25 protein-coding genes are annotated in these 22,386 nt (G+C 35.3%); 14 read left to right on the top strand and 11 right to left on the bottom strand.

Annotated elements, in window-relative coordinates; genetic code table 11:
• The first annotated feature begins 17 nt into the window (after nt 1-17).
• A complete protein-coding gene (locus AC6EJA_RS05960; protein WP_498501752.1) occupies nt 18-2,219 on the top strand; it encodes an AAA family ATPase in 2,202 nt (733 codons plus the stop codon).
• On the opposite strand, the gene AC6EJA_RS05955 is transcribed toward AC6EJA_RS05960, so the two are convergent.
• Nucleotides 2,220-2,903, bottom strand: a complete 684-nt coding sequence (locus tag AC6EJA_RS05955) for a 4'-phosphopantetheinyl transferase family protein (RefSeq protein WP_498501751.1) — start codon at nt 2,901-2,903, stop codon at nt 2,220-2,222.
• Here AC6EJA_RS05955 and bcp point away from each other — a divergent pair.
• A complete protein-coding gene (gene bcp / locus AC6EJA_RS05950) occupies nt 2,876-3,343 on the top strand; it encodes a thioredoxin-dependent thiol peroxidase (RefSeq protein ID WP_498501750.1) in 468 nt (155 codons plus the stop codon). The two genes, AC6EJA_RS05955 and bcp, sit on opposite strands and share 28 nt — an antisense overlap.
• On the opposite strand, the gene AC6EJA_RS05945 is transcribed toward bcp, so the two are convergent.
• On the bottom strand, nt 3,335-4,054 hold the full coding sequence (locus tag AC6EJA_RS05945; protein ID WP_498501749.1) for a type III pantothenate kinase: 720 nt from the start codon (nt 4,052-4,054) through the stop codon (nt 3,335-3,337). The two genes, bcp and AC6EJA_RS05945, sit on opposite strands and share 9 nt — an antisense overlap.
• Nucleotides 4,047-4,826 (bottom strand): phosphoadenylyl-sulfate reductase, encoded by a 780-nt coding sequence (locus tag AC6EJA_RS05940; RefSeq protein ID WP_498501748.1) that lies wholly within the window; start codon nt 4,824-4,826, stop codon nt 4,047-4,049. The genes AC6EJA_RS05945 and AC6EJA_RS05940 overlap by 8 nt, the downstream gene beginning before the upstream one ends.
• 54 nt (nt 4,827-4,880) lie before the next feature.
• Here AC6EJA_RS05940 and AC6EJA_RS05935 point away from each other — a divergent pair, with 54 nt between their 5' ends.
• The 4 genes from AC6EJA_RS05935 to AC6EJA_RS05920 all read left to right on the top strand — a co-directional run bounded on the left by AC6EJA_RS05935 (nt 4,881) and on the right by AC6EJA_RS05920 (nt 10,195).
• A complete protein-coding gene (locus AC6EJA_RS05935) occupies nt 4,881-6,074 on the top strand; it encodes an NAD(P)/FAD-dependent oxidoreductase (RefSeq protein ID WP_498501747.1) in 1,194 nt (397 codons plus the stop codon).
• 79 nt (nt 6,075-6,153) lie between these two features.
• A complete protein-coding gene (locus AC6EJA_RS05930; protein WP_498501745.1) occupies nt 6,154-7,965 on the top strand; it encodes an SLC13 family permease in 1,812 nt (603 codons plus the stop codon).
• 105 nt (nt 7,966-8,070) lie between these two features.
• Nucleotides 8,071-9,468 carry a TrkH family potassium uptake protein gene (locus tag AC6EJA_RS05925; RefSeq protein ID WP_498501744.1) on the top strand — a complete coding sequence of 466 codons (1,398 nt, stop codon included), beginning with the start codon at nt 8,071-8,073 and terminating at the stop codon, nt 9,466-9,468.
• Between the two features lie 22 nt (nt 9,469-9,490).
• The gene (locus AC6EJA_RS05920; RefSeq protein ID WP_498501743.1) at nt 9,491-10,195 is read left to right on the top strand and encodes a potassium channel family protein; all 705 of its coding nucleotides are present in this window, start codon (nt 9,491-9,493) and stop codon (nt 10,193-10,195) included.
• Nucleotides 10,196-10,199: 4 nt separating this feature from the next.
• On the opposite strand, the gene AC6EJA_RS05915 is transcribed toward AC6EJA_RS05920, so the two are convergent.
• Nucleotides 10,200-10,499, bottom strand: a complete 300-nt coding sequence (locus AC6EJA_RS05915; RefSeq protein ID WP_498501742.1) for a ribbon-helix-helix domain-containing protein — start codon at nt 10,497-10,499, stop codon at nt 10,200-10,202.
• 236 nt (nt 10,500-10,735) lie between these two features.
• Here AC6EJA_RS05915 and AC6EJA_RS05910 point away from each other — a divergent pair, with 236 nt between their 5' ends.
• Both AC6EJA_RS05910 and AC6EJA_RS05905 read left to right on the top strand, forming a co-directional pair.
• A complete protein-coding gene (locus tag AC6EJA_RS05910) occupies nt 10,736-11,014 on the top strand; it encodes a DUF8682 family protein (RefSeq protein WP_498503560.1) in 279 nt (92 codons plus the stop codon).
• A 34-nt stretch (nt 11,015-11,048) separates the two neighbouring features.
• A complete protein-coding gene (locus AC6EJA_RS05905) occupies nt 11,049-11,279 on the top strand; it encodes a DUF8665 family protein (RefSeq protein WP_498501741.1) in 231 nt (76 codons plus the stop codon).
• On the opposite strand, the gene AC6EJA_RS05900 is transcribed toward AC6EJA_RS05905, so the two are convergent.
• Nucleotides 11,253-11,435, bottom strand: a complete 183-nt coding sequence (locus tag AC6EJA_RS05900) for a hypothetical protein (RefSeq protein ID WP_498501740.1) — start codon at nt 11,433-11,435, stop codon at nt 11,253-11,255. The two genes, AC6EJA_RS05905 and AC6EJA_RS05900, sit on opposite strands and share 27 nt — an antisense overlap.
• Nucleotides 11,436-11,514: 79 nt before the next feature.
• Between AC6EJA_RS05900 and AC6EJA_RS05895 the strand changes: the two genes are divergently transcribed.
• Entirely contained in the window at nt 11,515-13,224 is a 1,710-nt protein-coding gene (locus AC6EJA_RS05895; protein WP_498501739.1) for an ABC transporter ATP-binding protein, read from the top strand.
• A gap of 9 nt (nt 13,225-13,233) precedes the next feature.
• On the opposite strand, the gene AC6EJA_RS05890 is transcribed toward AC6EJA_RS05895, so the two are convergent.
• A complete protein-coding gene (locus AC6EJA_RS05890; RefSeq protein ID WP_498501738.1) occupies nt 13,234-14,349 on the bottom strand; it encodes a trypsin-like peptidase domain-containing protein in 1,116 nt (371 codons plus the stop codon).
• A 288-nt stretch (nt 14,350-14,637) separates the two neighbouring features.
• Here AC6EJA_RS05890 and AC6EJA_RS05885 point away from each other — a divergent pair, with 288 nt between their 5' ends.
• From AC6EJA_RS05885 to xseB, 5 genes are all read left to right on the top strand, one after another.
• Complete coding sequence (locus AC6EJA_RS05885) at nt 14,638-14,844, top strand: DUF2973 domain-containing protein (RefSeq protein WP_498501737.1); 207 nt, start codon at nt 14,638-14,640, stop codon at nt 14,842-14,844.
• A 54-nt stretch (nt 14,845-14,898) separates the two neighbouring features.
• Nucleotides 14,899-15,282 carry a DUF8663 family protein gene (locus AC6EJA_RS05880; protein WP_498501736.1) on the top strand — a complete coding sequence of 128 codons (384 nt, stop codon included), beginning with the start codon at nt 14,899-14,901 and terminating at the stop codon, nt 15,280-15,282.
• Between the two features lie 95 nt (nt 15,283-15,377).
• Entirely contained in the window at nt 15,378-15,524 is a 147-nt protein-coding gene (locus AC6EJA_RS05875) for a CAB/ELIP/HLIP family chlorophyll-binding protein (RefSeq protein WP_498501735.1), read from the top strand.
• A 36-nt stretch (nt 15,525-15,560) separates the two neighbouring features.
• Nucleotides 15,561-16,724: an exodeoxyribonuclease VII large subunit gene (gene xseA, locus AC6EJA_RS05870; RefSeq protein WP_498501734.1), complete on the top strand. Its 1,164-nt coding sequence runs from the start codon at nt 15,561-15,563 to the stop codon at nt 16,722-16,724.
• Nucleotides 16,717-16,998 (top strand): exodeoxyribonuclease VII small subunit, encoded by a 282-nt coding sequence (gene xseB / locus AC6EJA_RS05865; protein ID WP_498501733.1) that lies wholly within the window; start codon nt 16,717-16,719, stop codon nt 16,996-16,998. Before xseA ends, xseB begins: the two co-directional genes overlap by 8 nt.
• Here the strand turns inward: xseB and AC6EJA_RS05860 are convergent, their stop codons facing one another.
• The 5 genes from AC6EJA_RS05860 to AC6EJA_RS05840 all read right to left on the bottom strand — a co-directional run bounded on the left by AC6EJA_RS05860 (nt 16,999) and on the right by AC6EJA_RS05840 (nt 22,102).
• Nucleotides 16,999-17,319, bottom strand: a complete 321-nt coding sequence (locus tag AC6EJA_RS05860; protein ID WP_498501732.1) for a hypothetical protein — start codon at nt 17,317-17,319, stop codon at nt 16,999-17,001.
• A gap of 44 nt (nt 17,320-17,363) precedes the next feature.
• The gene (locus AC6EJA_RS05855; protein WP_498501731.1) at nt 17,364-18,299 is read right to left on the bottom strand and encodes a YihY/virulence factor BrkB family protein; all 936 of its coding nucleotides are present in this window, start codon (nt 18,297-18,299) and stop codon (nt 17,364-17,366) included.
• Between the two features lie 95 nt (nt 18,300-18,394).
• Complete coding sequence (locus tag AC6EJA_RS05850) at nt 18,395-19,216, bottom strand: inositol monophosphatase family protein (protein ID WP_498501730.1); 822 nt, start codon at nt 19,214-19,216, stop codon at nt 18,395-18,397.
• A complete protein-coding gene (locus AC6EJA_RS05845) occupies nt 19,216-20,766 on the bottom strand; it encodes a TolC family protein (protein ID WP_498501729.1) in 1,551 nt (516 codons plus the stop codon). Before AC6EJA_RS05845 ends, AC6EJA_RS05850 begins: the two co-directional genes overlap by 1 nt.
• On the bottom strand, nt 20,759-22,102 hold the full coding sequence (locus tag AC6EJA_RS05840) for a TIGR03279 family radical SAM protein (RefSeq protein ID WP_498501727.1): 1,344 nt from the start codon (nt 22,100-22,102) through the stop codon (nt 20,759-20,761). Before AC6EJA_RS05840 ends, AC6EJA_RS05845 begins: the two co-directional genes overlap by 8 nt.
• Nucleotides 22,103-22,386: the final 284 nt, after the last annotated feature.

Genomic DNA, 22,386 nt, shown 5'->3' with positions numbered 1-22,386 from the left:
TACAAACATTCACAGTTTTGAATAACGATTTATTTGCCTATCAGGGTGAAAAAATATTGCGAGAATCGGCACCACTTGCCGAAAGATTAAGACCAAATAATTTAGATGAATTTTTCGGCCAAGATGAGATTCTTTCCGAGGGACGTCTATTACGAAGAGCTATTGCTGCCGATAGAGTTGGAAATCTTCTCTTATATGGCCCCCCAGGTGTAGGGAAAACGACATTGGCAAGAATTATTGCTGAAAATACTAGATCAAATTTTGTAATTTTAAATGCCGTTTTAGCTGGAATAAAGGAATTAAGAAAAGAAATTTTTGAGGCGAAACAGCGGCTTAATGACTATGGACTTAAGACTATTTTATTTATTGATGAGGTGCATAGATTTAACACAGCACAACAGGATGCTCTTTTGCCCTGGGTTGAAAACGGTATTTTGACTTTGATAGGTGCTACAACTGAGAACCCTTATTTTGAGGTTAATAAAGCCCTTGTTAGTCGGTCAAGGGTGTTTCGTTTACGGCACCTGCAAAAAAAAGATTTGCATAAATTGTTAAAAAGAGCTCTGTCTGATTGTGATAGAGGATTTGGGAATAAAAAAATAGAAATCACGCCCGAGGGAGAAAACCATTTAGTTGATATAGCTAATGGAGATGCCAGAAAGCTATTGAATTCTTTAGAATTAGCTGTTGAAACAACAAAACCAAATGAAAAAGATCTAATTACCATAGATCTCAGGATAGCTGAAGAGTCTATTCAAGAAAGGGCGGTTTTATATGACAAGGATGGAGATGCTCATTACGACACCATTAGTGCTTTCATAAAATCCCTCAGAGGATCGGATCCTGATGGAGCGCTTTACTGGCTAGCCCGAATGGTTGCTGCTGGAGAAAATCCAAGGTTCTTATTTCGCAGAATGCTAATTTCTGCTGGTGAAGATGTAGGTCTTGCTGACCCTCAAGCAATAGTTGTTGTTGAAGCTTGCGCAGCGGCTTTTGAACGAGTGGGCTTACCTGAAGGGTTATATCAACTTGCCCAAGCAGCCTTATATCTATCAACTACAGAAAAAAGTAATAGTGTAAAAGGTTTTTTTGATGCACTAAAGGCTGTAAATAATTCTGCATCAGATGATGTCCCCACACATTTACGCGATGCACATAGAGATAAGGATAAATTTGGAGATGGGAAAGGATATCTTTATCCACATTCTTACGTAGATAATTGGGTCGTACAGCAATACATGCCCGATGCAATGCAAGGTGAGATCTTTTGGAAGCCCTCCAAGCATGGTTGGGAGGGTGTAAGAAGATTAAAGATTCTTGAGAGAAGGGCTGCTCAGTTCGCAGCCACTGAAGAGTCAAAAAATACTTTCCCTCTTTTTCTTTCCAGTTCTCCCAACTCAGGAGAACTGGAGAAATGGATTCAACGACAACTTTTTGATGATGGGGTAAGACTTCAGGGTCTACTTAAACACCTTTGGACAGATATTTCTTGGAATCGAACGGATAGAGTCCTTATTTTTGGTAATAAACCTCTATTTTGGTCTATCCCACCACTTTTGAAGACACCAGAGGGAGGTGTTGTTATTTTGTCAGATAGTTCTGAGATTTCCCGTATTTCAAATCAATTGGACGTTCTTGATCCTTTACTTAGGCCAACATTGTTAATACAGGACTTAAAATTTGAAAATTTATTAAATTCTAAATTTAATTATGAATGGATTGGAGGAAGACTCACAAATGAGATTTTAAGTAATTGCATTACTAATCAATTTGTTAAAGTAATTACTTCAAAATGCTCTTTTAATTGTCGAATGCGTCTTTTAATTACTACACCAGTATTTGGACCATTAAAAACATGTTTTAAATCTCTTAAGAGTGATATTATGAAATCTATCGATATTAAATTAATTGAGGAAATTATAACTCTGGAGGATAATATATTGATGAATGATAGTATTCATGAGGAATTAAATAAATCTTTTAAAAATCATGGTTGGCATTTAAAATTTGAGGAGTATGAAGAAGAATTATTACTAAAACTTGATCATAATCTCCAAAAGAGATGGTTCAGTAAAGATTCTGCATATAACAAGCTGATATTGAACAATTTTGATGATAAATATAAGAGAAAATTATATAATTTGTTGCAATTAAATATAGATAGAAAAATTCAATATAAACTCCGCCATAGAAAAATAATAGGCCAATTAATTGACTAACTAGCTCATACAAATAATAGGATTTTTTATTTGAGCCTCCTCATCTAAGGCAACACCAATTTTCCAACTAAAAATTTGTTGCATGATTAAATGGGACCTTAGACCTAATTGTTTGTTCTTCGCTTCACCTTTTTCTATATTAATTTCCCAATTTTTAATGTCTTTAAATATGCTACCCCTTTGCCATTTTACAACTGCTTCCTTTGCTACCCATCTAGTCAGCAAATCTTCATTGGATAACTTAATCTTTGATGTGTTTAGTTTTTTCTTTTCTTCAATATGTAAAATTCGATGAGAAATATCCTTAACGTTAAGAATCCTGTCAAGTCTTTCAATATCCACACCAATTTTATTATTACTCCAACCAATAAGTAGCGCATCCTTGCAATGACTAATATTTAAATAACCCCATCCTTGTGGGAGTAAAGTCGGCTTGCCCGGGGGTGCAATTAATGGAACTTGTAATGCATCCATCTTAAAAACAGTAGATAACACATGTCTTATTTGCCCTCTTGAAAACAAATATTCCATTTTTCTTTGTTCGTAGAGCCTCTCTGCCCATTTTTTTTCAATTTGGGTTGTTTTTTTTAATGATGAAGTCTTGGGAAAAAGCCAAAGGCCTAGTACGCTTGCAGTCTGATTGATATTGAATGGTAATGTCCCTAGCAATTGGAGATTTAGCACCTGATTTCACTCTCCTTGATCAAAATGGTCAAATAGTTACACTCTCATCAATGAGAGGACAAAATGTCGTTATTTATTTTTACCCCAAAGACGACACTCCAGGATGTACAAAAGAGGCTTGTAATTTTCGAGATCAATGGAAGCTATTCAAAAAGCATAACATTAAAGTATTAGGAATAAGTAAAGATAGCTCTGCTTCTCATATCAAATTTATAAATAAATATAATCTACCATTTACACTTTTAACTGATGCAGAACCATGCCCTATTGCAAGTTCTTATGAAAGCTATGGTTTAAAAAAATTTATGGGCCGTGAATATATGGGTATGATGCGGCATACATTTGTAATTGATTCTGAAGGTAAAATAAAACTCATCTATAGAAAAGTTAAGGCGGCAATTATGGCCAATCAAATCATTGAAGACCTTGGTTTAATTTAGCTTTTTTAAATTTATTAAGGTTTCTAATAATAAGTTTGGCTTGTGAAATATTTTTAAATTATCTTTTTTGATATTATCGAAAATAGTATTCGAGTCGCCACCACAAATAAAAATTAAAGCTCTATTTTCTTCTTGTATTTGATTTATCATAGAAACTATAGAATTTAATGTACCTTTTAACATCGCCTCATCAGTTGAACTTGGAAAATTAGAAAAATTAAATAATTTTTTTGATGGATATTTAAGGTTCTTTGTCATATTTGACATTGCATGTAATTGAAGGTTAATACCTGCAGCCAGTTGTCCCCCCTCAAATTCACAACGACTATTGATCTTTGTCAAGCTAAAAACAGTACCTGCATCAGCGACTATTAAGCCGTCAGCTGTTAAATCTGATGAGTTTTTTATTAATTCATAAGCTCCATACCCAACGATTGCTCTATCTATTCCCAGCCATGGAGGTGCATTCTTTAGTGGGATGTCTTTTAAACAAATTTCTTTTTTAGGGTCAAAATTTACATTCTTGGGTACTTTCCCTACTGCTCCCCAGGCAGAGAGAGTATGTTGATTTAAAAAAAAATTATTTTCAGATTCTGATGATGAACTTATGAATTTCCACTTTTGTTTTTTTTCTTTGAAGGCCCAATGCCACCTACTATTGCCTACGAACAGATAAACTAATTCAGGTTTAATTAGGGGTAAATTATTCATTTTTTTCAGACAAATGTATCCCACATTCTTCTTTTAGTCCCCCAAATCTTGTTGATCTTCCAATACCTTTTTCTGAATCGGGACCACTAGAGTGCCAGTCTCCAACAGTAGAATAACCCTTAGCAAAGAGTGGGTGTTGAGGTAATTGATTATTTTCAATGTAGTAATAAGTATCCTTATTACTCCAATCAAGAATTGGTCTTAAAGATAGGCGGCCTCTGATTTTATCCAAATAATTCATGTTATTTCTATTTTTAGTTTGATTCGATCTCACGCCACTTGCCCAACAAACAATTTCTGATTTTGAAAAAGCGTTTTCAAGAGGTATGACTTTGCGAATCTGATGATATTTGTCAATATCGCTAACTGAATTTGTTTCCCAAAGTTTTCCGTAAATTGCTTCCATTCGAGCGGGAGATATTTCACTTTGAGCAATTGTTATGTCTAAATTCAATGTTTTTTGCATTTCTTCTGCGTAAATATATGTCTCTGGGGGAAGATAGCCAGTATCAACCCAGATTATTTTTGCGGTCTTCTCAAGCTTTAATTCGCTCAGCATATTTAACAAAACGGCTGATTGGAGTCCAAAGCTGGTTGTAAGAGCAAAGGAAGTCCCAAATTCTCTGCAGGCCCACAAGATTCGTTCCTCTGCTGTTCGCTCTTTAAGTTCTTTATTTATTTCGCTAATTGAGTAATTGCTTAAAGCCTTATGATTACTGGTGTCTTTGGCATGGCGATTACTTTCTTGTTCGGGAATTTTTTTGTTATCCATAACGGCTTAGTGAGAATTTTTACTAGGGTCTTAAGTATTACCTAGTAGTTAACCATGAACATCAATGATCCTAAGTGTGAGACAGTTGTTTTTGTTGGTGGAGGCTTTGGAGGCTTAACAGCAGCTTTATCTTTAAGTCGTTTGCCAAATTGTCCAAAAATTTTTTTGATAGAGCCAAAAACGAATTTTGTTTTTTTACCCTTACTATACGAATTTCTTAGTGAAGAAATAAAATTTTGGGAAGTTGCGTCTGATTATAGATCACTAATAAATAATAAAGGAATAGTATTAATTAATGAATTTGCTAAAAGCATAAATACAGAATTAATGCATGTGATAACTGAATCTGGCTTGAAAATAGAATATTCAAAACTTGTTATCTCTACAGGATCAAAACCTGCTTTTTTTGGAGTATCAGGCGCTAAAGAAAATTCTCATAAGTTTAATTCAATAGATGATGTAAAAGAGATACGTAAATTAATAAGAAATGCAATGCTTTCTGATCAAGAAAATAAAGAGCTTATCATAGTAGGGGCTGGTTCTGCAGGCGTGGAGTTGGCTTGTAAAATTGCAGATATGTCAAATAATAAAATAAAAATTAATTTAATAGAAAAGGGCTCAAGAATTCTGCCAAACAACAAATCTTTTAACAGAGAACAGTCATTAATATCTTTAAAGAAAAGGAATATTCGCATATATTTAGAAACAGAAGTTTGTAATATTTACGATACGCATATCGTCTTAACTTCCAAAAGTAATTTAGAGAATATAGAATTTGAATTGCCACATCTTGGGTGCATATGGACAGCGGGACAGCAACCAATGCTTCCTGAAATATATCCTTCTATTGAGTTGATCAAAGGAAGGCTACCGGTTGACCAAAATTTGAATGTGGTTGAAGTTGATAATGTTATGGCTATCGGGGATGTGGCAATTTATGAAGCTATGCCCTATCCAAGCACTGCTCAAGTTGCTATGCAGCAGGGCCATTTCATCGCCAAAAATTTCTACTCCTCCCTAAGAGGCCATGAAAATGAACCATTTGTATTCAATGATTTAGGTGAGATGATGAGTCTGGGTATCGGGGGTTCTACTATTACTGCATTAGGCTTAACACTTTCAGGACCACTAGCCTTCCAAATTCGAAGGTTGGCATATCTTATGAGAATGCCCAATTTCTCAATAGCCCTCAAGTCTGCAATTTCTTTATTTGTGCAAATTGGTAAATTAGAAAAAAATGAAATCTAACCAATCAATAATATAAACAAATGCCTTTTCTCATTTTGGTTATGAGTTATAAGCCTTTGTTAGGAGAAAATTTATAGACATGATAATAATCAATCTTTTATATGAAAATCAACATGCAGTTATAACTTTGGCAGTATTAATTTTGGCTGTCATTTTATTTATATCAGGTTCTTTGGCACCTGAATTGACGGGACTTTTAAGTGTTGCACTACTTATGGCTTTTGGAGTACTGACTCCTCAGAAAGCTCTGGCAGGATTTGGAAGTCCTGCATTGATAACATTAATGGGATTGTTTGCAGTATCTGCAGCACTATTCAAAAGTGGCGCCCTAGATAGATTGAGGGAATTAATTGCCTCTGAGAGTATAAGGACTCCAAGGAGATTGATAGCACTATTAGGTTTTGTAGTTGCTCCCATTTCAGGCATTGTTCCAAACACACCAGTTGTTGCATCATTGTTGCCTGTTATTGAAGCTTGGTGCATTAAACGAAGACTTTCTCCTTCAAGAGTTTTATTACCTTTATCTTTCGCTACTGTTCTGGGCGGTACCCTTACTTTATTAGGTAGTTCTGTCAATTTACTTGTAAGTGATATCAGTGATCAATTGGGATATGGATCTTTTGATTTATTTACTTTTACTTCAATCGGAATTCCTATTTGGTTGATTGGTACTGCTTATTTGCTTTTAGCGCCGCGCTTTCTTTTGCCAGATAGAGGTGTCAACAATAACGAATTTAGTGGTAGCAGTGATCAAACGGGATATTTCACTGAAGTAACAATACCCAAAGACTCTGAATTGGTTGGTCAATCAGTTCGAAACAGCAGATTGCAAAGGCGCTTTGATGTAGATGTACTTGAATTACAACGAGGGAAGGAGAGTTTTGTCCCGCCTTTAGCTGATAAAACTATTCAACCAGGAGATCGTCTTTTGTTGCGAGTTGCTCGATCTGATTTACTGCGATTACAGCAAGAACACACAATTCAACTTGCAAAAGGTAATTTGAGTGTCAAAAATAATTTCCTCTCTTCAGGATTATCTGGTCAAAAAACTGTTGAGGCTCTTCTACCTGCTGGATCAACTTTAGCTGGAGCAAGTTTAAGGGAATTGCGATTTCGTCAACGACATAATGCAACTGTTTTAGCCCTTAGACGTGGACAGCAAACAGTGAGGGAGCGTCTCGGGCAAGCAATTCTAAGAGAAGGTGACGTGTTGTTGCTTCAAGCCCCAAAAGATTCAATCAGAGGCCTACAAGCTAGTAATGATCTGCTTGTTCTTGATCAATTTGAGAATGATCTGCCAATTGTTAGAAGAAAACCTATCGCAATAGCAATAGCAGTTTGTATGTTAGTTGTTCCATCCATAACAACTATCCCTCTTGTCTCTGCTGTTCTTATGGCGGTAATTGCAATGGTTATTGGTGGTTGTATTAGACCTGCTGAAGTTCAAAGGTCAATCAGACTTGATGTGATTTTGCTACTTGGATCATTGTCAAGTTTCAGTGTGGCAATGAATGACACTGGATTAGCTGATGTTTTTGCTGAAAGTCTTGATTATTGGTTGGAAGATTTACCAGTTTATTTTGCTTTGTTAGTTATTGTTTTCTCAACGACCATATTTACACAAGTGATTAGTAATGCAGCTTCAGTCGCCTTTTTGGCGCCTGTCGCTGTGCAATTGGCTCCTGGTCTGGACTTACCTCCTGTTGCCCTCTTAGTAACAGTCTTGTTTGGGGCCAGCCAGTCTTTTCTAACTCCCATGGGTTACCAAACAAACCTAATGGTGTTTGGTCCTGGGCGATATCATTTTCTTGACGTAACTAAGTATGGTGCGGGTTTGACTGTATTAATGACAATTATTATTCCGGCTTTGATTTTAGTTCAATACGGTTAGAGTAGACTCCTATATCTACCAAAGTGTTTTTTTAACTAGGATTAAATCAATTACAAAATTAAACCCAAATTTATTCATGAAGCTATGGAGGTGTGATCAGTAAAAGTGAAAATTAGTAATCATAAGTATGAAAGATATAAAAAGTTGACAGTTCCTCAATTTACTGTGTTAACGGGCTTGTTAATAATTTGCTTTGGGACATTAATATTAGCATCTCCAGTATGTTCCACTTCGAGTGTGGGGTTGTGGGAGGCTTTTTTTACTTCAACCTCTGCTATCACTGTTACTGGATTATCGATAATAGATATTAGTAAGGAGCTGACAATAACCGGTCAAGTTGTTTTGGCAGTGATGCTGCTCAGTGGGGGATTGGGATTGATGGCCATAACAACGTTCCTTCAGGGATTTGTTGTCACTGGGACAGAGCTTCGATGCAGACTTGATAGGGGAAAAACTTTGGATGAATTTGGAGTGGGAGGCGTTGGAAGGACTTTTCGTGGGATTGCTTTGACGGCAACTGTTCTTATAATTATTGGTTCTATTGTTCTTTATTATTTTGGATTTAATGATATTCAAAATTTTGGAGAAAGATTTTGGACATCAATTTTTCACAGCATCTCGGCTTATAACAACGCCGGTTTTGGATTGTGGTCCAATAGCTTGGAAAACTACAGAAACAATTGGGTGGTGAATTTAGTAATCATATGTTTGATTGTTTTGGGTGGATTGGGGTGGAGAGTTACAAGTGATATTTGGGAGAATCGTAAATCTTTGAAAATTAGAAATCTGAGTTTACATACTAGATTAGTTATTAGAACTTCTTTGATTTTGATAGCAGTCGGGGCATTTGGCCTTTTTTTGACTGAATCTGTTTCAGGGGATAAATTATTTTCTGATATTAATTTAGGAGAGAGATTTATAGTCGCTTTTTTTGAATCAGTCAGCTCAAGAACAGCTGGTTTTACAACTATTCCAATATCGACAGATACAATCTCCGATTCAGGTTTATTGCTTTTAATGACTTTGATGTTTATTGGAGCTAGTCCTGGGGGTACTGGTGGAGGAATAAAAACAACAACAATTGCGGCATTAATGGCAGCGACAAGGGCAACTTTAAGAGGTCAGAGTGATGTTGTTATTAGAAATAGGCAAATTTCTGACAAAGTTGTTCTCAGAGCTGTTGGAATTACAGTTGCTTCACTTCTTTTTGTTTTATTTATGGCTTTGATATTGAGTATGACCTCTAACAATAATGTTAATGGAGATAATTTTTCTTTTCTAGAAATGCTTTTCACCTGTGTCTCCGCTTTTGCAACAGTTGGCTTTGATCTTGGCGTAACCGAGCAATTAACTCACTTTGGTCAATTTGTTTTAATTGTTGGAATGTTTGTAGGGAGATTGGGGATTTTGTTATTGTTAAGTTCTGTATGGCATATTGCAAATTCAAATAGATTAAAATATCAATCTCGTGTTGGATTCCCTCACGAAGATTTGTATGTTTAAAAGTTTAACTTAGGGGAATGTTATGAGTGATTGGTGGCAATGGACTAAGAAAAAGTCTGGAGATGATCTTGGATTTGCTGTTGTGGGGGTAGGTCGTTTTGGTACGGCTGTTTGTCGTGAGCTTTTGAGAAATGGAGCAGAAGTTCTTGCTGTTGACTTTTCAGCAAAAGCAATTGAGGAGTTGCGTCAAATTGAGCCATCTATTGAAGCAAGAGTGGTTGATTCAACTGATGAAGAGTCAATGCGAGAAGCAGGAGTTTTAGAAATGGGCACTGTGGTTGTTGGTATTAGTGAACCCATTGAGGCGAGCATTACTACAACTCTGATAGCAAAAGATACAACTGGCAGCAAAGTAACCCAGGTGATTGCAAGGGCAACAAGTGATCTTCATGAAAAAATGTTGAAACGCGTTGGAGCAGATCGTGTCGTATTTCCATCAAGGATGCAGGGAGAACGCCTTGGCTTAGAGCTGGTTCGACCCAATATGATCGAGAGATTGGAGCTGGATGATCAAACTGGAATTGATGAAATTAAAGTCCCTGAATCTTTTGTAGGGCGCTCATTGAGGGAATTGAATTTAAGAAAAAATTATTTAGTGAATGTACTTGCGGCAGGCCCTGCCAAAGGTTTAAAAATAAATCCTCCTGCCAAATATATTCTTGAGGAGGACCACGTTCTTGTCGTAATGGGATCTATGGAGGATCTCCAAAAATTGCCACAAGAGTGAAATTTTATCCTCTGAGAAATTTAATTTTTTTTGGAGCACCCTTAAGTCTTTTGGGTTCTTGTGCCTCTAAAGCAGAGAGAAACTTTTGTGTTGTGTTTTCATTTTGTTTGTTCAAATTGCTATTTGATGGCGTTTCTTCAATTCTTTTTAAACCCTGTTGAATAAGAACTTTCGCCATATTACTGACAGTACGAGATTCTTGTTCAGCTAGTTCTGAAAGTTTGCGACACATTTCCTCAGGTAAAACAACCTGAATTCTTGGAGATTTAGGATTCCCGTTTGATGAGTTTTGACGGGTAGCCATGCCCTTAGAAAAGTAACGGGTACTTATTAGTGTACACTTATGTGCAAGGATAGTATCTCACACTATGATTGTGTTGGGTTTCGATAATCCTCTTGATCATTTCCAATTCTGGAACAATGATTTTTCATTGGTTTTCTCTAGTTTCTCCAAAGGATTGAACAATGTCTGAACCAACTCTTCCTAACGCATCGTTTTCAAGGGATCATTACAAATCAGAAAATGCTGCCGGAACAGCAATGCGATTAAAAAAAATGAGAAAAACATCAGAAAAAAGTGATGTTTTAATCTCTGCAGTTATAAGCCCATATTTATTGACACATCTGCATCATGTGCTTCAAAAAGCTGAATATGGAGCCACCTGTGAGGGTAGGACCTCACAAGCATCAAATTTTGCTCAATTGAGAAAAGTTCTATGCATGGATGCCAGAAGTATGGAAGATGCCTCTGCAAAGGGAACTACTGAGGAAATAATAGAAAGTAGCAATGATGAAAAAATCGAGCGAAAAGCTGCCTAGGGATATATCGTTTGTTTAATTGTCATGATTAAACATGGTAGGAAATGCACCCGATCTCTATAAAAAAATCGAAAATGATAAGGCTTATGCAAAAATTCTTTTTAGGCAAGCACTCCAAGACCCTGAAGGAGCCATAAAGTCGATTTGTGAAATTGGTGAGAGTGTGGGACTTCCAGTGACCCCGGAAGAAGTGAAAAAATATATCTCCTCATTAGATGATGACCTTACCAAGCAATGGTTAATTAAAGCTAGAGGTGGGCTTTAAAAGTGACTCGTTTTTAATCTCAGAGGAAGGAATAACTTTTTCTATTACTCGTCGATCGTAACCTCCACCCCCAGCTAAGGTCCAAAAAAACCAGTAGCTTGGTATTGCTAGTCCTGCAGCTAAAAATATAGCTGCTATTTGTTCTAATCTCACCATGATTTGAAATCAGTCAGATGAGTAATTTTCATTTTCTGTCATATCAGGCGAGATGATATAAAAAGTTAGCTTTTGATAAGTGCTTCGTCTTGAGAGTATTTGCAAAATTTATCCAACAGGAGAAGTCCTGAAAGATGTTACCTGGGAGGTTAAAAAGGGAGATCGTATAGGCTTAGTTGGATTAAATGGGGCTGGGAAATCAACTCAGCTTAGAATTATATCTGGATTAGAGGACCCTACCTCTGGAAGGTTGGTTGTCCAGGGGAATCCAAAAATAGCCTATTTAAAACAAGAATTCGACGTAAATCCCTCAAGAAACGTTAAAGATGAATTGTTTCAGGCTTTTAAAGAAGCAGCTAAATTACTAAACAAGAAAAATGAAATTGAGGATGAAATGTCCTCCATTCGTGCTCAGACAGAAGAGGATTATCTTCATAGATTGATAAATCAACTAGGTTCCACCCAGGTCGATTTTGAGAGTCTCAATGGGTATGAATTAGAGGCACAAGTTGAGAAAATATTACCAAAAATAGGATTCAGTAAAGAAGATGCTGAACGAAAAGTTGGAGATTTTTCTGGTGGATGGCAAATGCGAGTAGCACTTGGTAAAATTTTGCTTCAAAATCCTGATTTAATTCTCCTAGATGAGCCTACTAATCATTTAGATTTAGCGACAATTGAATGGCTTGAACAATATTTAATAAGTCAAAAATCAGCATTAGTAATTGTTAGTCATGACAGATTATTTTTAGATAGGGTATGCACTCAAATAATTAATATAGAACGTGGTTTTTCAAAGATATATCTTGGGAATTACACTCAATTTATTGAACAAAAAAAATTAGAGAAAAGCTCTGCACAAAGTGCATTTATTCGACAACAAAAAGATATGGCATCCCAACAAGCTTATATTGATAGATTTAGAGCAAGTGCAACGAGGAGCACTCAGGCTAAAAGCCGAGAGAAGTTACTTAGTAAAATTGAATTAATTGAGTCTCCAGAGGATGAAATTAGTGGACCTTATTTCTCATTTAATAACGTTCCTAGATCAGGTAAAGAAGTTATAAATATCGATGACTTATCTCATAGTTATGATCAGAAAATCCTTTTTTTAGGCGCCTCACTTAATGTTTTTGCAGGAGATCGCATAGCTTTTATAGGCCCAAATGGCTCTGGGAAGTCCACTTTGCTTAGATTAATTATGGGTTTAGAAAAAGCTCAAGATGGCCATGTAAGTATTGGCTCACATAATGTTATTCCAGGATATTTTGAGCAAAATCAAGCTGATGCGTTGGATCTATCAAAAACAGTTATTGAAACTCTTTTTGGTGAAGTTCCAGACTGGACTCAAACAAAAGTTCGTTCTCTATTAGGAAGTTTTGGCATACAAAATGATTCTGTATTCAAAAAAGTTGAGGAAATTAGTGGAGGTGAAAAAGCGAGACTTGCACTTGCTTTACTTATTGTTAAGCCTGTCAATTTATTAATTCTAGATGAACCAACTAATCATTTAGACATCCCATCAAAACAGATGCTTGAGGATGCAATAAAAAATTTTTCTGGATCGGCTTTAATAGTTTCTCATGATAGATATTTTATTTCTCAAGTTGCAAATCGAATTGTCGAATTAAAGGACGGAGAATTAATATTATATCAAGGTAATTATCAATACTATCTTGAGAAAAAAGAACAAGAAAAGTTAATCATGAAAGAGCAATTAGCTTTAGCCGCTAGAGAATCTAAACGCCTTGCTAACCGACATGCTAAGAAAAGGAAAAAGAAAAAATAAGTCCGAGAATTATAAATCATTGATGTCGATAGGCACTATATCAATTTCTTTAATAAACTCTCCTCTTTTTATAGTAAATTTTAAGGGGATGTTCACGCTATATTCATTTATCTTATTAACGACATCTGCCGGTTCTTTTATAGATTGATTTCCCATTTTAATTATTATATCGTTAATTTTTAAGCCACCTTTTTCAGCAGGACCTCCTGGAATTAAGTATCTAACTAATGCTCCTTTACCAATTTGTGATCTACCTTTTCTATCTGAAAGTGGCAAACTAGATAAACTCACTCCAATCATTGGATGAACAGCTTTCCCTGTTTTGGTTAATTGCGAGGCGACTTTCTTTGCTTTATTTATTGGGATTGCAAATCCAAGACCAGCTCCAGGACCAGATCTTACAAGGGTATTGATACCAATCACTTCGCCTGATGAATTTAATAGTGGACCTCCAGAATTTCCGGGGTTGATAGCAGCGTCAGTTTGAATAAGATTTATTCTTTTATCTGAGATACCCAATTGTGAAACGTTTCGATTTAAATTGCTTATTATCCCTAATGTAACTGTATTTTCTAATCCAAATGGATTGCCAACCGCAATAGCCCAGTCTCCAACTTCGATTTTGTCAGAATTTCCTAGTGTTGCTGTGGGCCATGGCCCTTGACCAATCAGTCGTATGACGGCCAAATCAGTTATTGAATCTTGGCCAATAACTCTCCCTTCAACTCTTCTGCCGTCAGATAGTCCCACTAAAAGTTTTTCTGTTCTATCAACCACGTGGGCGTTTGTCAAAACCAATCCCTCGGAAGAAAAAATAACCCCGCTGCCCTGACTGCTTTCTATTCTTGATTTTTGAATCTGGGGACCAGAAAAATTAAAGAATTTGTCAAGATAAGGATCTAGCATTATTCCACTGGGACCAACCCTGCTGGAATAAACCCTTCTTTGAGTTTCAATTGTTACTACCGCACCACCACTCTTAGCAACAGCTTTATAGACGAAAGATTTTTGTGAGTTCGATGATGAGTTATCAGAATTGTTTGCGAATGCTCCCGAATAGCGCTTGGTTTCAAGGCTATGACTGAGTAGAAGAAGAATCGCCGGAATGTATCTTATAAATTTCAAAAAAAATTTTTTTTTCTTGTGCATGTCCTTTAGAGAAGCTTTTGAAAATGTTTAGATGTCATAAATAATAAAAAGCAAATTGTTTGATGCTTAACAAACAAATCAAAAGGGTCTAGTCTTTATAAGTTGAAAACTGATATTAAACGGGAATAGTAAAAATTTGCGATAATCGCTTATGGATGCATTTTTTGTTTTATTCCTTCTTTGATTTGTGACATGTTGAACAATTTGCTCCCATTTGTTTATGCGATATCACTGGTTTTTTTGCTATGGCAAGCAATCAGGGTTATGTCACGAGGATTATTTACTACTGAATCCTCGCTAAATAAAGTTCGAGATTCCACAAAAAATCCTAATCAGGATCGAACAGGTCAAGTTACTATTCATCCAGAAATTTTGAATCAAGACGGGAACATTACAGATGAAGACTTGCTCACAGTTCGTTTTTCAAAAGATATTGACCCGCCTCAATCCTCAGATAAAACTGCTCAGTAGTACATGAAAATTTTTACTATTTTCGCTATATATAATTTATTGGAGAAATAAATTTTGGATCAAAGAACACGCATAGTTGCTGCAGTTTTAAAAACTGTGAAATTGCCTCCTCGCTTCAGACTGAAGCTACTTAAAGAAGATCCAGTGCGCCTTGAATTAAGTCTTACCCCTTCATACGGGAAGGATCCTGTGCAAGTCGGTCTAGTGGAATCCCTGGATCTTGTCGCAAGACGAGATCGCGAAGGTCGTATCCCTAGGGATTTACAAGGAACTTGGGACTGGACTGTTAGGCATGGGGATGTCAGTACAGGTGGTTGGAATCCTTTTTTAAAAGAAGCTCTACAGACAATGTTCGAGACTGGTTTGCCTGCAATTCTTTATGAGGAGTTAACTGGGGAGGATTATCATCCTGTTGATGGAGCTAAGCACGTTAGATGATCGATAGGTCTTAGAAAATGATTTAAACCTTCTCAATACTCTCCAACCGCTTGTATGTAAAATAGTTAGAATGATATTCAAATATCAAAGTACTAATGGGGGACAAATTGGAACCACGTTTTGGATTTGTGAATTATGCCGAAATATGGAATGGTCGTCTTGCAATGATGGGAATTTTAATCGGCTTAAGTACTGAACTTCTCACTGGCAGAGGCATTCTCACTCAGATAGGCCTTGGCTGACTAGAGTAATTTCATTTCTCCTATTAAATTTATAAATTGTCTGACGAGTCTTTACCGACTTTCTCTGTTAAAGAGCTCAATAACGCTATTAGCACTCTAATTGACAGGGGTTTCCCACCTCTTTTTTTCTTAGATGCAACTGTCTCCAGAAGCCAATTGAAAAAAGGGCACCTTTGGCTAACTCTTACAGATGGAGAAGCCAAAATTAATGCTGTAGTTTGGGCATCCAGATTACCTTCGATTAAGTTTCAACCAACAGAAACTGATGGCGTTATCTTGCTTGGCAAGCTAAATTTTTGGAAAAATCAAGCCACTCTCAACATTAATGTCCTAGATATTAAACCAAGTGTTTCAACAGTTTTAAAAAAATTTGAAACTGTTAGTAAGAGATTAATAGAAGCAGGCGTAATTAATGATGCAAGACGTAGGAAGTTACCCTCTTATCCAACTGCAATTGCAATAATGACTAGCTCCCCAAGTTCCGCTTTGGCTGATATTTTAAAAACTGCTAGGGATAGATGGCCTTTAACAAAATTGTTTGTTATTCCTATTCCAGTTCAAGGGACGAATGCTTCTAAAATTATTTCTAAAGCTTTAGAAAATTTATCTAGAACAATTCAAAATAGAAAAATTGAGGCATTAATAATCGCTAGGGGAGGGGGTGCAAGAGAAGATTTGATTGTTTTCGATGATGAAATGATGTGCATAAAGATTGCAAGTTTTCCGATACCAGTAGTCACTGGTATCGGGCATGAAGATGATCTCACAGTTGCAGATTTAGTCGCAGACTTTCGATCGGCTACTCCAACGGCTGCTGTTGTTGATTTATTGCCATGTAAACGGATCTGTTTAAATACTCAATTGCAAAAAAAATCTAGATTTAATGATTATTTTAATTGGTATATCAAGAATCAAAAAAAAATATTAATAGAGAAAAAAACTTATTTAAGTCAACAATCATTTTTAGAAAATATTTCGCAATATAGACGCAAATTAATTCATAAAAAACAAATTCTTGATGCTTTTTCCCCCGAAAAGCTTCTTAGAAAAGGTTTTTGTTTAGTGAGGGATGAATCCAATAATATTATTAGCAAATTAAAGTATTTGTCAAAAGGTTCTTTAGTAAATATTGAATTTCAAGATGGAAGAGTTGACGCTATAATAGATAAAAAATTAAATTTTAATGATGATAATGAATGATTCCAATTCTGGCTCTCTTAAAAGAAAGAAAAAAACTTTATCTAAAAAAAACATGTTTAACAAAAAGGATTATATTAAATTAATTTCAGAAAAAAGCTATGAGCAGGCTATGGAAGAAATTGATTGTATTTTAAATAATCTACAAAATGAAGATATACCTTTGGACAAAATGAGTGATAATTTTATTAAAGGAAATATTCTATTTGAGCACTGTCAATCTCTATTATCAAAAATAGAAAACGATGTTATTGAAATAACTTATGAAAATCTTTGATTAACTTTTATTTTTAGGTGTTATGTCTATTACAACCGAACTCGCAGGTTGTGTGTCGATATTGAAATCATTTGCTTGCTCTCCACATATAGGACAAACTTGCATTGAGTTTAAAAAATTTGCATTACAATTTTCACACGTACGTAATTTCGATTTAAAGATTCTCCACCCAATCCATCCAACGCCACCAAGTATAATTGGAGTAATTAGGATTAATAAAATAATTCCTCCAGCAAAATCTAAGAGATACTTTCCAGCTGCTGGTGGTAGCAGCAAAAAAAATAAAATAGCCAACCATATTAAAGGTGAAGGCTTGTTCATTTACTAATTTTTACTAAAAATATACATAACTAATATAATTTAATTCACGAATTACTGATCTTTTGTTTGGATCGTTTTCTTAAGTCTTTACAAGCTAGAACGACACTCCAACATTGACCAAAATAAATTATTACACCAACCATCCATACCCATAATGTTAAAACTAAAACCCCACCAATAAATCCATATGCCTGAAACCGAGCACCTAATGAAAGAATACTTCTACTGACTGCCAAGTTCAACAAAGTCAAAAGTGTTCCTATTAGAAGCGATCCTGGTAAAAGCGGCTGTATCGGGACCCTTCTACTGGGAAGTAAGGCTTGTAGTAGTAAAGCCATCACAGAAAAACCAAAAAGAGGGAGAACAAATTGCCCAACTTGGAGTACGGGTAGTTTTTCTAGTGTCAATTTGATCCAAGGACTTGTTGTTGTTAAATCTTCAAGCACTGCTCCAGGAATCATTCTTAAGTTCGCACTGATTTGATCCAGGACCATCAACAGCCCTACAACAAAAACTAGTAAAAATGCCTCTACTCTATTTCTTATAAATCGAAAAGCTTGGGTCCTTAGTGGAGAATTTGTCTGTTTAGTTGGAAGTGCATCTTCCCAAAGTCGGTCAGTTCCTCTTTGAAGGGTTAGATAAGCATTACCTGCGGTGACAAGAAGAAACATAGCTCCAAGTAGACCTGCTCCGAATCCTTGATTTACAAGTTTTACTAATGTTGTGTCAACTAGACCAACAACAGATGGCGGCAAAATCTGCGCAGCAAGACCAATAATTTGTTCATTGAGTCCTTGTTGCTTCCCTAAAAACCATGAAGCTACTGAAAGTGAAATTAATAAAATTGGAAAAAATGATTGGAGGGTGTAATAAGCAAAAGCGGCACTTAAATCAACACAATCGCATCTGCTCCATCTTTCATAGGCTCCCCATAACGAGCTAACTAGCCATCTTATTTTTTTTATAAAGCTATCTAGCACTTTTCAGTTATCGCAATCTCTGCAATATTAATTGCAAAGTAGAAGTTTTTCCTAAAAGAATTCAAAAATAATTCTCCCAAGTAAAAGCAAATTATTTATAAATTTTTTATTAGAATTTCAGCCCAAGGATTTAAATCCTTCATGGTTTTCTCTGAGGAGGCGGTTAATAAGGGGAAATTTTTTGACCCAAGATCTTCACCTGGCTTTATTTGACTTGGATTGGCCTCAAGCCACTTGATATGGCAACCCAATTCTTCGAGAATCAACCAAGCAGCTGCTAGATCCCATATTTTAGGAGTCGCTTCCAATGCTCCTATTGTTTGTCCAAGCCCGACGCTAGTCATATTCAAACTAGAAACACCTAAAAGTCTAATTTTCCCAGGGAAAGATTCATTGGGTTGAAGTTGAAGTATTTTTATTGATCTGCTGCAAAGAGAAATGCAATTGTTATTAATTAATGAAAAACTTTTTTTTGTTAAGGGCTTTTCATTTAGCCATACTCCTTGACCTCTTATCGCGATAAGCCTTTTTTTTAAGGCTGGTACATCTAGAAAAGCTACATCAGGTTTTCCGCATACAAAGCGAGCAATAGAGATTCCCCAGTACGGAATTCCAGCAGCAAAATTTGTTGTTCCGTCGAGCGGGTCGACTACCCAAAAGGCAGAGGAGTTTGGAACAGTTTTATCACCCTCCTCACTAAGTACACCCTCTTTATTTCTGGTAATCGAAGAAATTCCTCTGACAATTTGTTTATCACTCCATTGGTCACAGTCAGTAATTAGGGTGCCATCTTCTTTTAAATTTGCACTGATCTTACCGAAGTCTTGTAATTGCCTTGAAGCAATATGATCAATCAATTGATTCATAGAATTCAATTGATCGTTAGAAAGATGATTTGCAAGGTTTTGTTTATTCATTATTTTAAATCCTTGATTTTGCAGATTTCATGTTGGTTAGATTTTTTTTCTTGTGACATTTCATTATAATTTTTTATAATAGTAGATTCTTGTAAAATGTCTTTGCAGGGTATAACATTATTCAATCCAGTTTTTCTTTGTAATTCGGCAAGATAAATCTCATAGTCAGTTATTGATTTTATATAGTTTACTTCAGCATCTTTTAAATCTCTTTGCTGATTAACAATCTCTCTCTGAGTTGCAATTCCAGCGTCGTATTTTAGCTTAGTTAACCTCAGTGATTCTTTTGCTGTTTTTACTTCTTGCTTTGTAGTTAAGATGTTTCTTTCAGATGTTCTTAATTTATAAAAACTTGTCTCTACTTCCTTTCTAATATTAAGAAGTTCTTCTTCATACTGATTTTGTGATTGATTAGCTTTTAGTTGATTGATTTTTGATAAATATTTAGATTTACCTGAATCAATAATATTCCAAGTAGCGCTTAATCCCACAGTATTATTTAAAATAGTAGAATTCTTATTCATATCTGGTGAAGTGACTAAAACCTGACCACTATTCCATGTTGAGGTTAGGGTGTTATAAATACTGATTACAGGTTTTTTTGAGGCAGAAGCAGATTTAGCATTACCTTTATTTATTGCAATGTCATATTTAATCCTTTTTAAATTTTTGTTGTAATTGTATGATGACTGTACACTATCATCTAATTTATTTGGCCATATTCCCGAAACTTTGGATTTTGATTTTATAATTGCTAATGCATTTGATGGTAAATTTAATATATTTGTAAAGGATCTTTGTCTTATTTTTTTCTCTGAAATTTTATTTGAAAGTATTTTGGAATCTCTAGATAGTTGAGTTTTAGCTTCCAGAACTTCTAATTTTGTACCAATTCCTGAATCTAATCTTAGTTCAGCTTCTTTGAGAGAAATTTTAGAATATTCAACTGACTTATTTGCAATTTTTAGATCCTCAATAGATTTTTGAAAAAGATAAAACTCCTTAAGTGCTTTGAGTTTAATATCTCTTAGGGTGATCATATAGTTTAGCTTTGCTTGATCAAACTTATCCTTGGCTATTTTGATTTCGGCGTCTTTTTTCGGATTTATAATATCCCATCTAATCTCTGCAGAGATAGATGTGCTTATTTGTTGGCTAAGTGTGTTACTAGATGAATCTGGCTTATTAAATGTATATCCATCTAGATATTTAGGTAAACCATTTGAGGAAAGATTTAGGTTTGGGTATTTTTCTGAAATAGTACTTTTTAACAAGTATTTACTTTGTTCAACTTTTAATCTCTCATTTGCCAAGGTGAGATTATTATCTTCTATAATAGATTTAATATTTTCAAGACTAATTACAATTTCTTTTGTAACTTTTATATTATTGTACTCTTTAAAAGCTGTATTCTGCTGACTCAATTCAGCAGATAATATCTGTGATGATGATAATAAAATTACACTTGATGCGGTTAAAAAACTATTTTTAATGTTTTTCGTTTTAGTATTAAACATAGAATTTTGAATTAGTAATTCGTTGTTAACCAAGTGCAGCCTTCACAATTTCTTGTGCATCATGAACGACCGTTATATTTACTTTAAGTGATTTGCTCACATCTTGTATTGTCATATCGTCAAGAAAAACTGATTGATCATGTTTTAACATTACTGAAGGGATTAGAAGCTCATCACCAAGTGACTTATCAGTTAAGCCTTCAACTAAATCTTTACCAGTTAACAGTCCGGTCACAACCTGATCTTGTCCCCAGTATGGGCTAGGTAAACCGTAAAGATCAACATACAGATTTTCAATGTCATTCAGTTTTTGGCTTATTGGAAGTAAAGCATTTTTCACCATTTTCCCAACTACCCAGGTCACTCTGCGAGGATTGCTGATTTGCTTAGGCAAATTTTTCGTAGCCTCATCAAGTTTCTCTAGAAATGACCTAATGCTTCCAACTCCATTTTCCTCTTGAGGCATGTCTTCATAAGAGTCACGAATTGGCAAGTTTTTTTGAGCGATTAGGTACCATTCATCAGATAACCAGGCAAATCGAGACCCGATTTTTTTCTTGAAATTCTTTTGAAGTTTTTCAACTTCAGCAATAATTTTTAAAGCACATTCCTTATCAACGGGAATTAAACCATCATCGTCAGGTCTAAAACGTGTTAATCCAACTGGTACCACAGCAGTAGATAGAACTGTTGGCCACTCTCCATCTGCATAATTGAACAGATCAATTAAAGTTTTTCTCAGAATTTTGCCGTCATTTAATCCAGGGCAAACAACTACTTGAGCATGTATTTGCAACTTTTTGCTTGAGAACCAATCAATTTGCTTGATTATTGATCCAGCCTTTGGATTTTTTAATAATCTTGCCCTCGTATCAGGATCAGTAGCATGGACTGAAACAAATAAGGGGGAAAGATTTTGTGAGTAAATTCTTTCCCAATCATCATCTGAAAGATTTGTGAGAGTGAGATAAGAACCATATAAAAAACTCATTCTATAGTCATCGTCTTTGAGATAAAGACTTCTTCTTTTGCCAGGAGGCTGTTGGTCAATAAAGCAGAAAGAACAGTTATTGTTGCATTGTTTTAACCCATCAAAGAGTGCTTCAGAAAAAACTATACCTAAGTTATCGTCTGTATTTTTTTCAAATTGTATTAGATGAGTTTTATCGTTTTTATCAAGGACCTCAATCTCAATCTCTTCTTCGCTTATCAAAAATTTATAGTCAATAAGATCTCTTGGTTTTATGCCATTTATACTAATAACCTTATCTCCTGGTTCGAAACCTAACTCACAAGCTATTGAACCAGCCTCAATGGATTCGATCAATGCAGGGGATGGGGATTTTTTGTGAGAGAGTTGATTAGGCACGTAAATCTTGAGCCAAATTTTTTTGAGAAATGATTTTATTAACTTTTCTTCTTTAACCGATAGGCATTCTTTTTACATGCAATATCAACATAAATACAGTGAAGAAAAGAGAAAAGCATTTTTGCTGATAACTTCAGAAATTAATTTTAGTTACTGACCAGTACATTTTAAAACAGATTTTAAGTGTTTCTTGAATTATTCACGAGGATCTTTTTGATAAGGTTTCTTATGCTGTCAATTTTTAAAGCGATTTTTTATCGTACTTATTGCATTAAATTTTTGTA

Source organism: Prochlorococcus sp. MIT2309 (assembly GCF_059772305.1).
This window is presented reverse-complemented; position numbering and strand designations above follow the sequence as displayed.

Bases quoted from the DNA above. Each gene is read 5' to 3' on its own strand.
- bcp (WP_498501750.1), top strand. From the start codon at position 2,876: ATGTCCCTAGCAATTGGAGATTTAGCACCTGATTTCACTCTCCTTGAT.
- AC6EJA_RS05945 (WP_498501749.1), bottom strand. From the start codon at position 4,054: ATGAATAATTTACCCCTAATTAAACCTGAATTAGTTTATCTGTTCGTA.
- AC6EJA_RS05940 (WP_498501748.1), bottom strand. From the start codon at position 4,826: ATGGATAACAAAAAAATTCCCGAACAAGAAAGTAATCGCCATGCCAAA.
- AC6EJA_RS05935 (WP_498501747.1), top strand. From the start codon at position 4,881: ATGAACATCAATGATCCTAAGTGTGAGACAGTTGTTTTTGTTGGTGGA.
- AC6EJA_RS05930 (WP_498501745.1), top strand. From the start codon at position 6,154: ATGATAATAATCAATCTTTTATATGAAAATCAACATGCAGTTATAACT.
- AC6EJA_RS05920 (WP_498501743.1), top strand. From the start codon at position 9,491: ATGAGTGATTGGTGGCAATGGACTAAGAAAAAGTCTGGAGATGATCTT.
- AC6EJA_RS05915 (WP_498501742.1), bottom strand. From the start codon at position 10,499: ATGGCTACCCGTCAAAACTCATCAAACGGGAATCCTAAATCTCCAAGA.
- AC6EJA_RS05910 (WP_498503560.1), top strand. From the start codon at position 10,736: ATGCGATTAAAAAAAATGAGAAAAACATCAGAAAAAAGTGATGTTTTA.
- AC6EJA_RS05905 (WP_498501741.1), top strand. From the start codon at position 11,049: ATGGTAGGAAATGCACCCGATCTCTATAAAAAAATCGAAAATGATAAG.
- AC6EJA_RS05900 (WP_498501740.1), bottom strand. From the start codon at position 11,435: ATGGTGAGATTAGAACAAATAGCAGCTATATTTTTAGCTGCAGGACTA.
- AC6EJA_RS05885 (WP_498501737.1), top strand. From the start codon at position 14,638: ATGTCACGAGGATTATTTACTACTGAATCCTCGCTAAATAAAGTTCGA.
- AC6EJA_RS05875 (WP_498501735.1), top strand. From the start codon at position 15,378: ATGGGGGACAAATTGGAACCACGTTTTGGATTTGTGAATTATGCCGAA.
- xseB (WP_498501733.1), top strand. From the start codon at position 16,717: ATGAATGATTCCAATTCTGGCTCTCTTAAAAGAAAGAAAAAAACTTTA.
- AC6EJA_RS05860 (WP_498501732.1), bottom strand. From the start codon at position 17,319: ATGAACAAGCCTTCACCTTTAATATGGTTGGCTATTTTATTTTTTTTG.
- AC6EJA_RS05850 (WP_498501730.1), bottom strand. From the start codon at position 19,216: ATGAATAAACAAAACCTTGCAAATCATCTTTCTAACGATCAATTGAAT.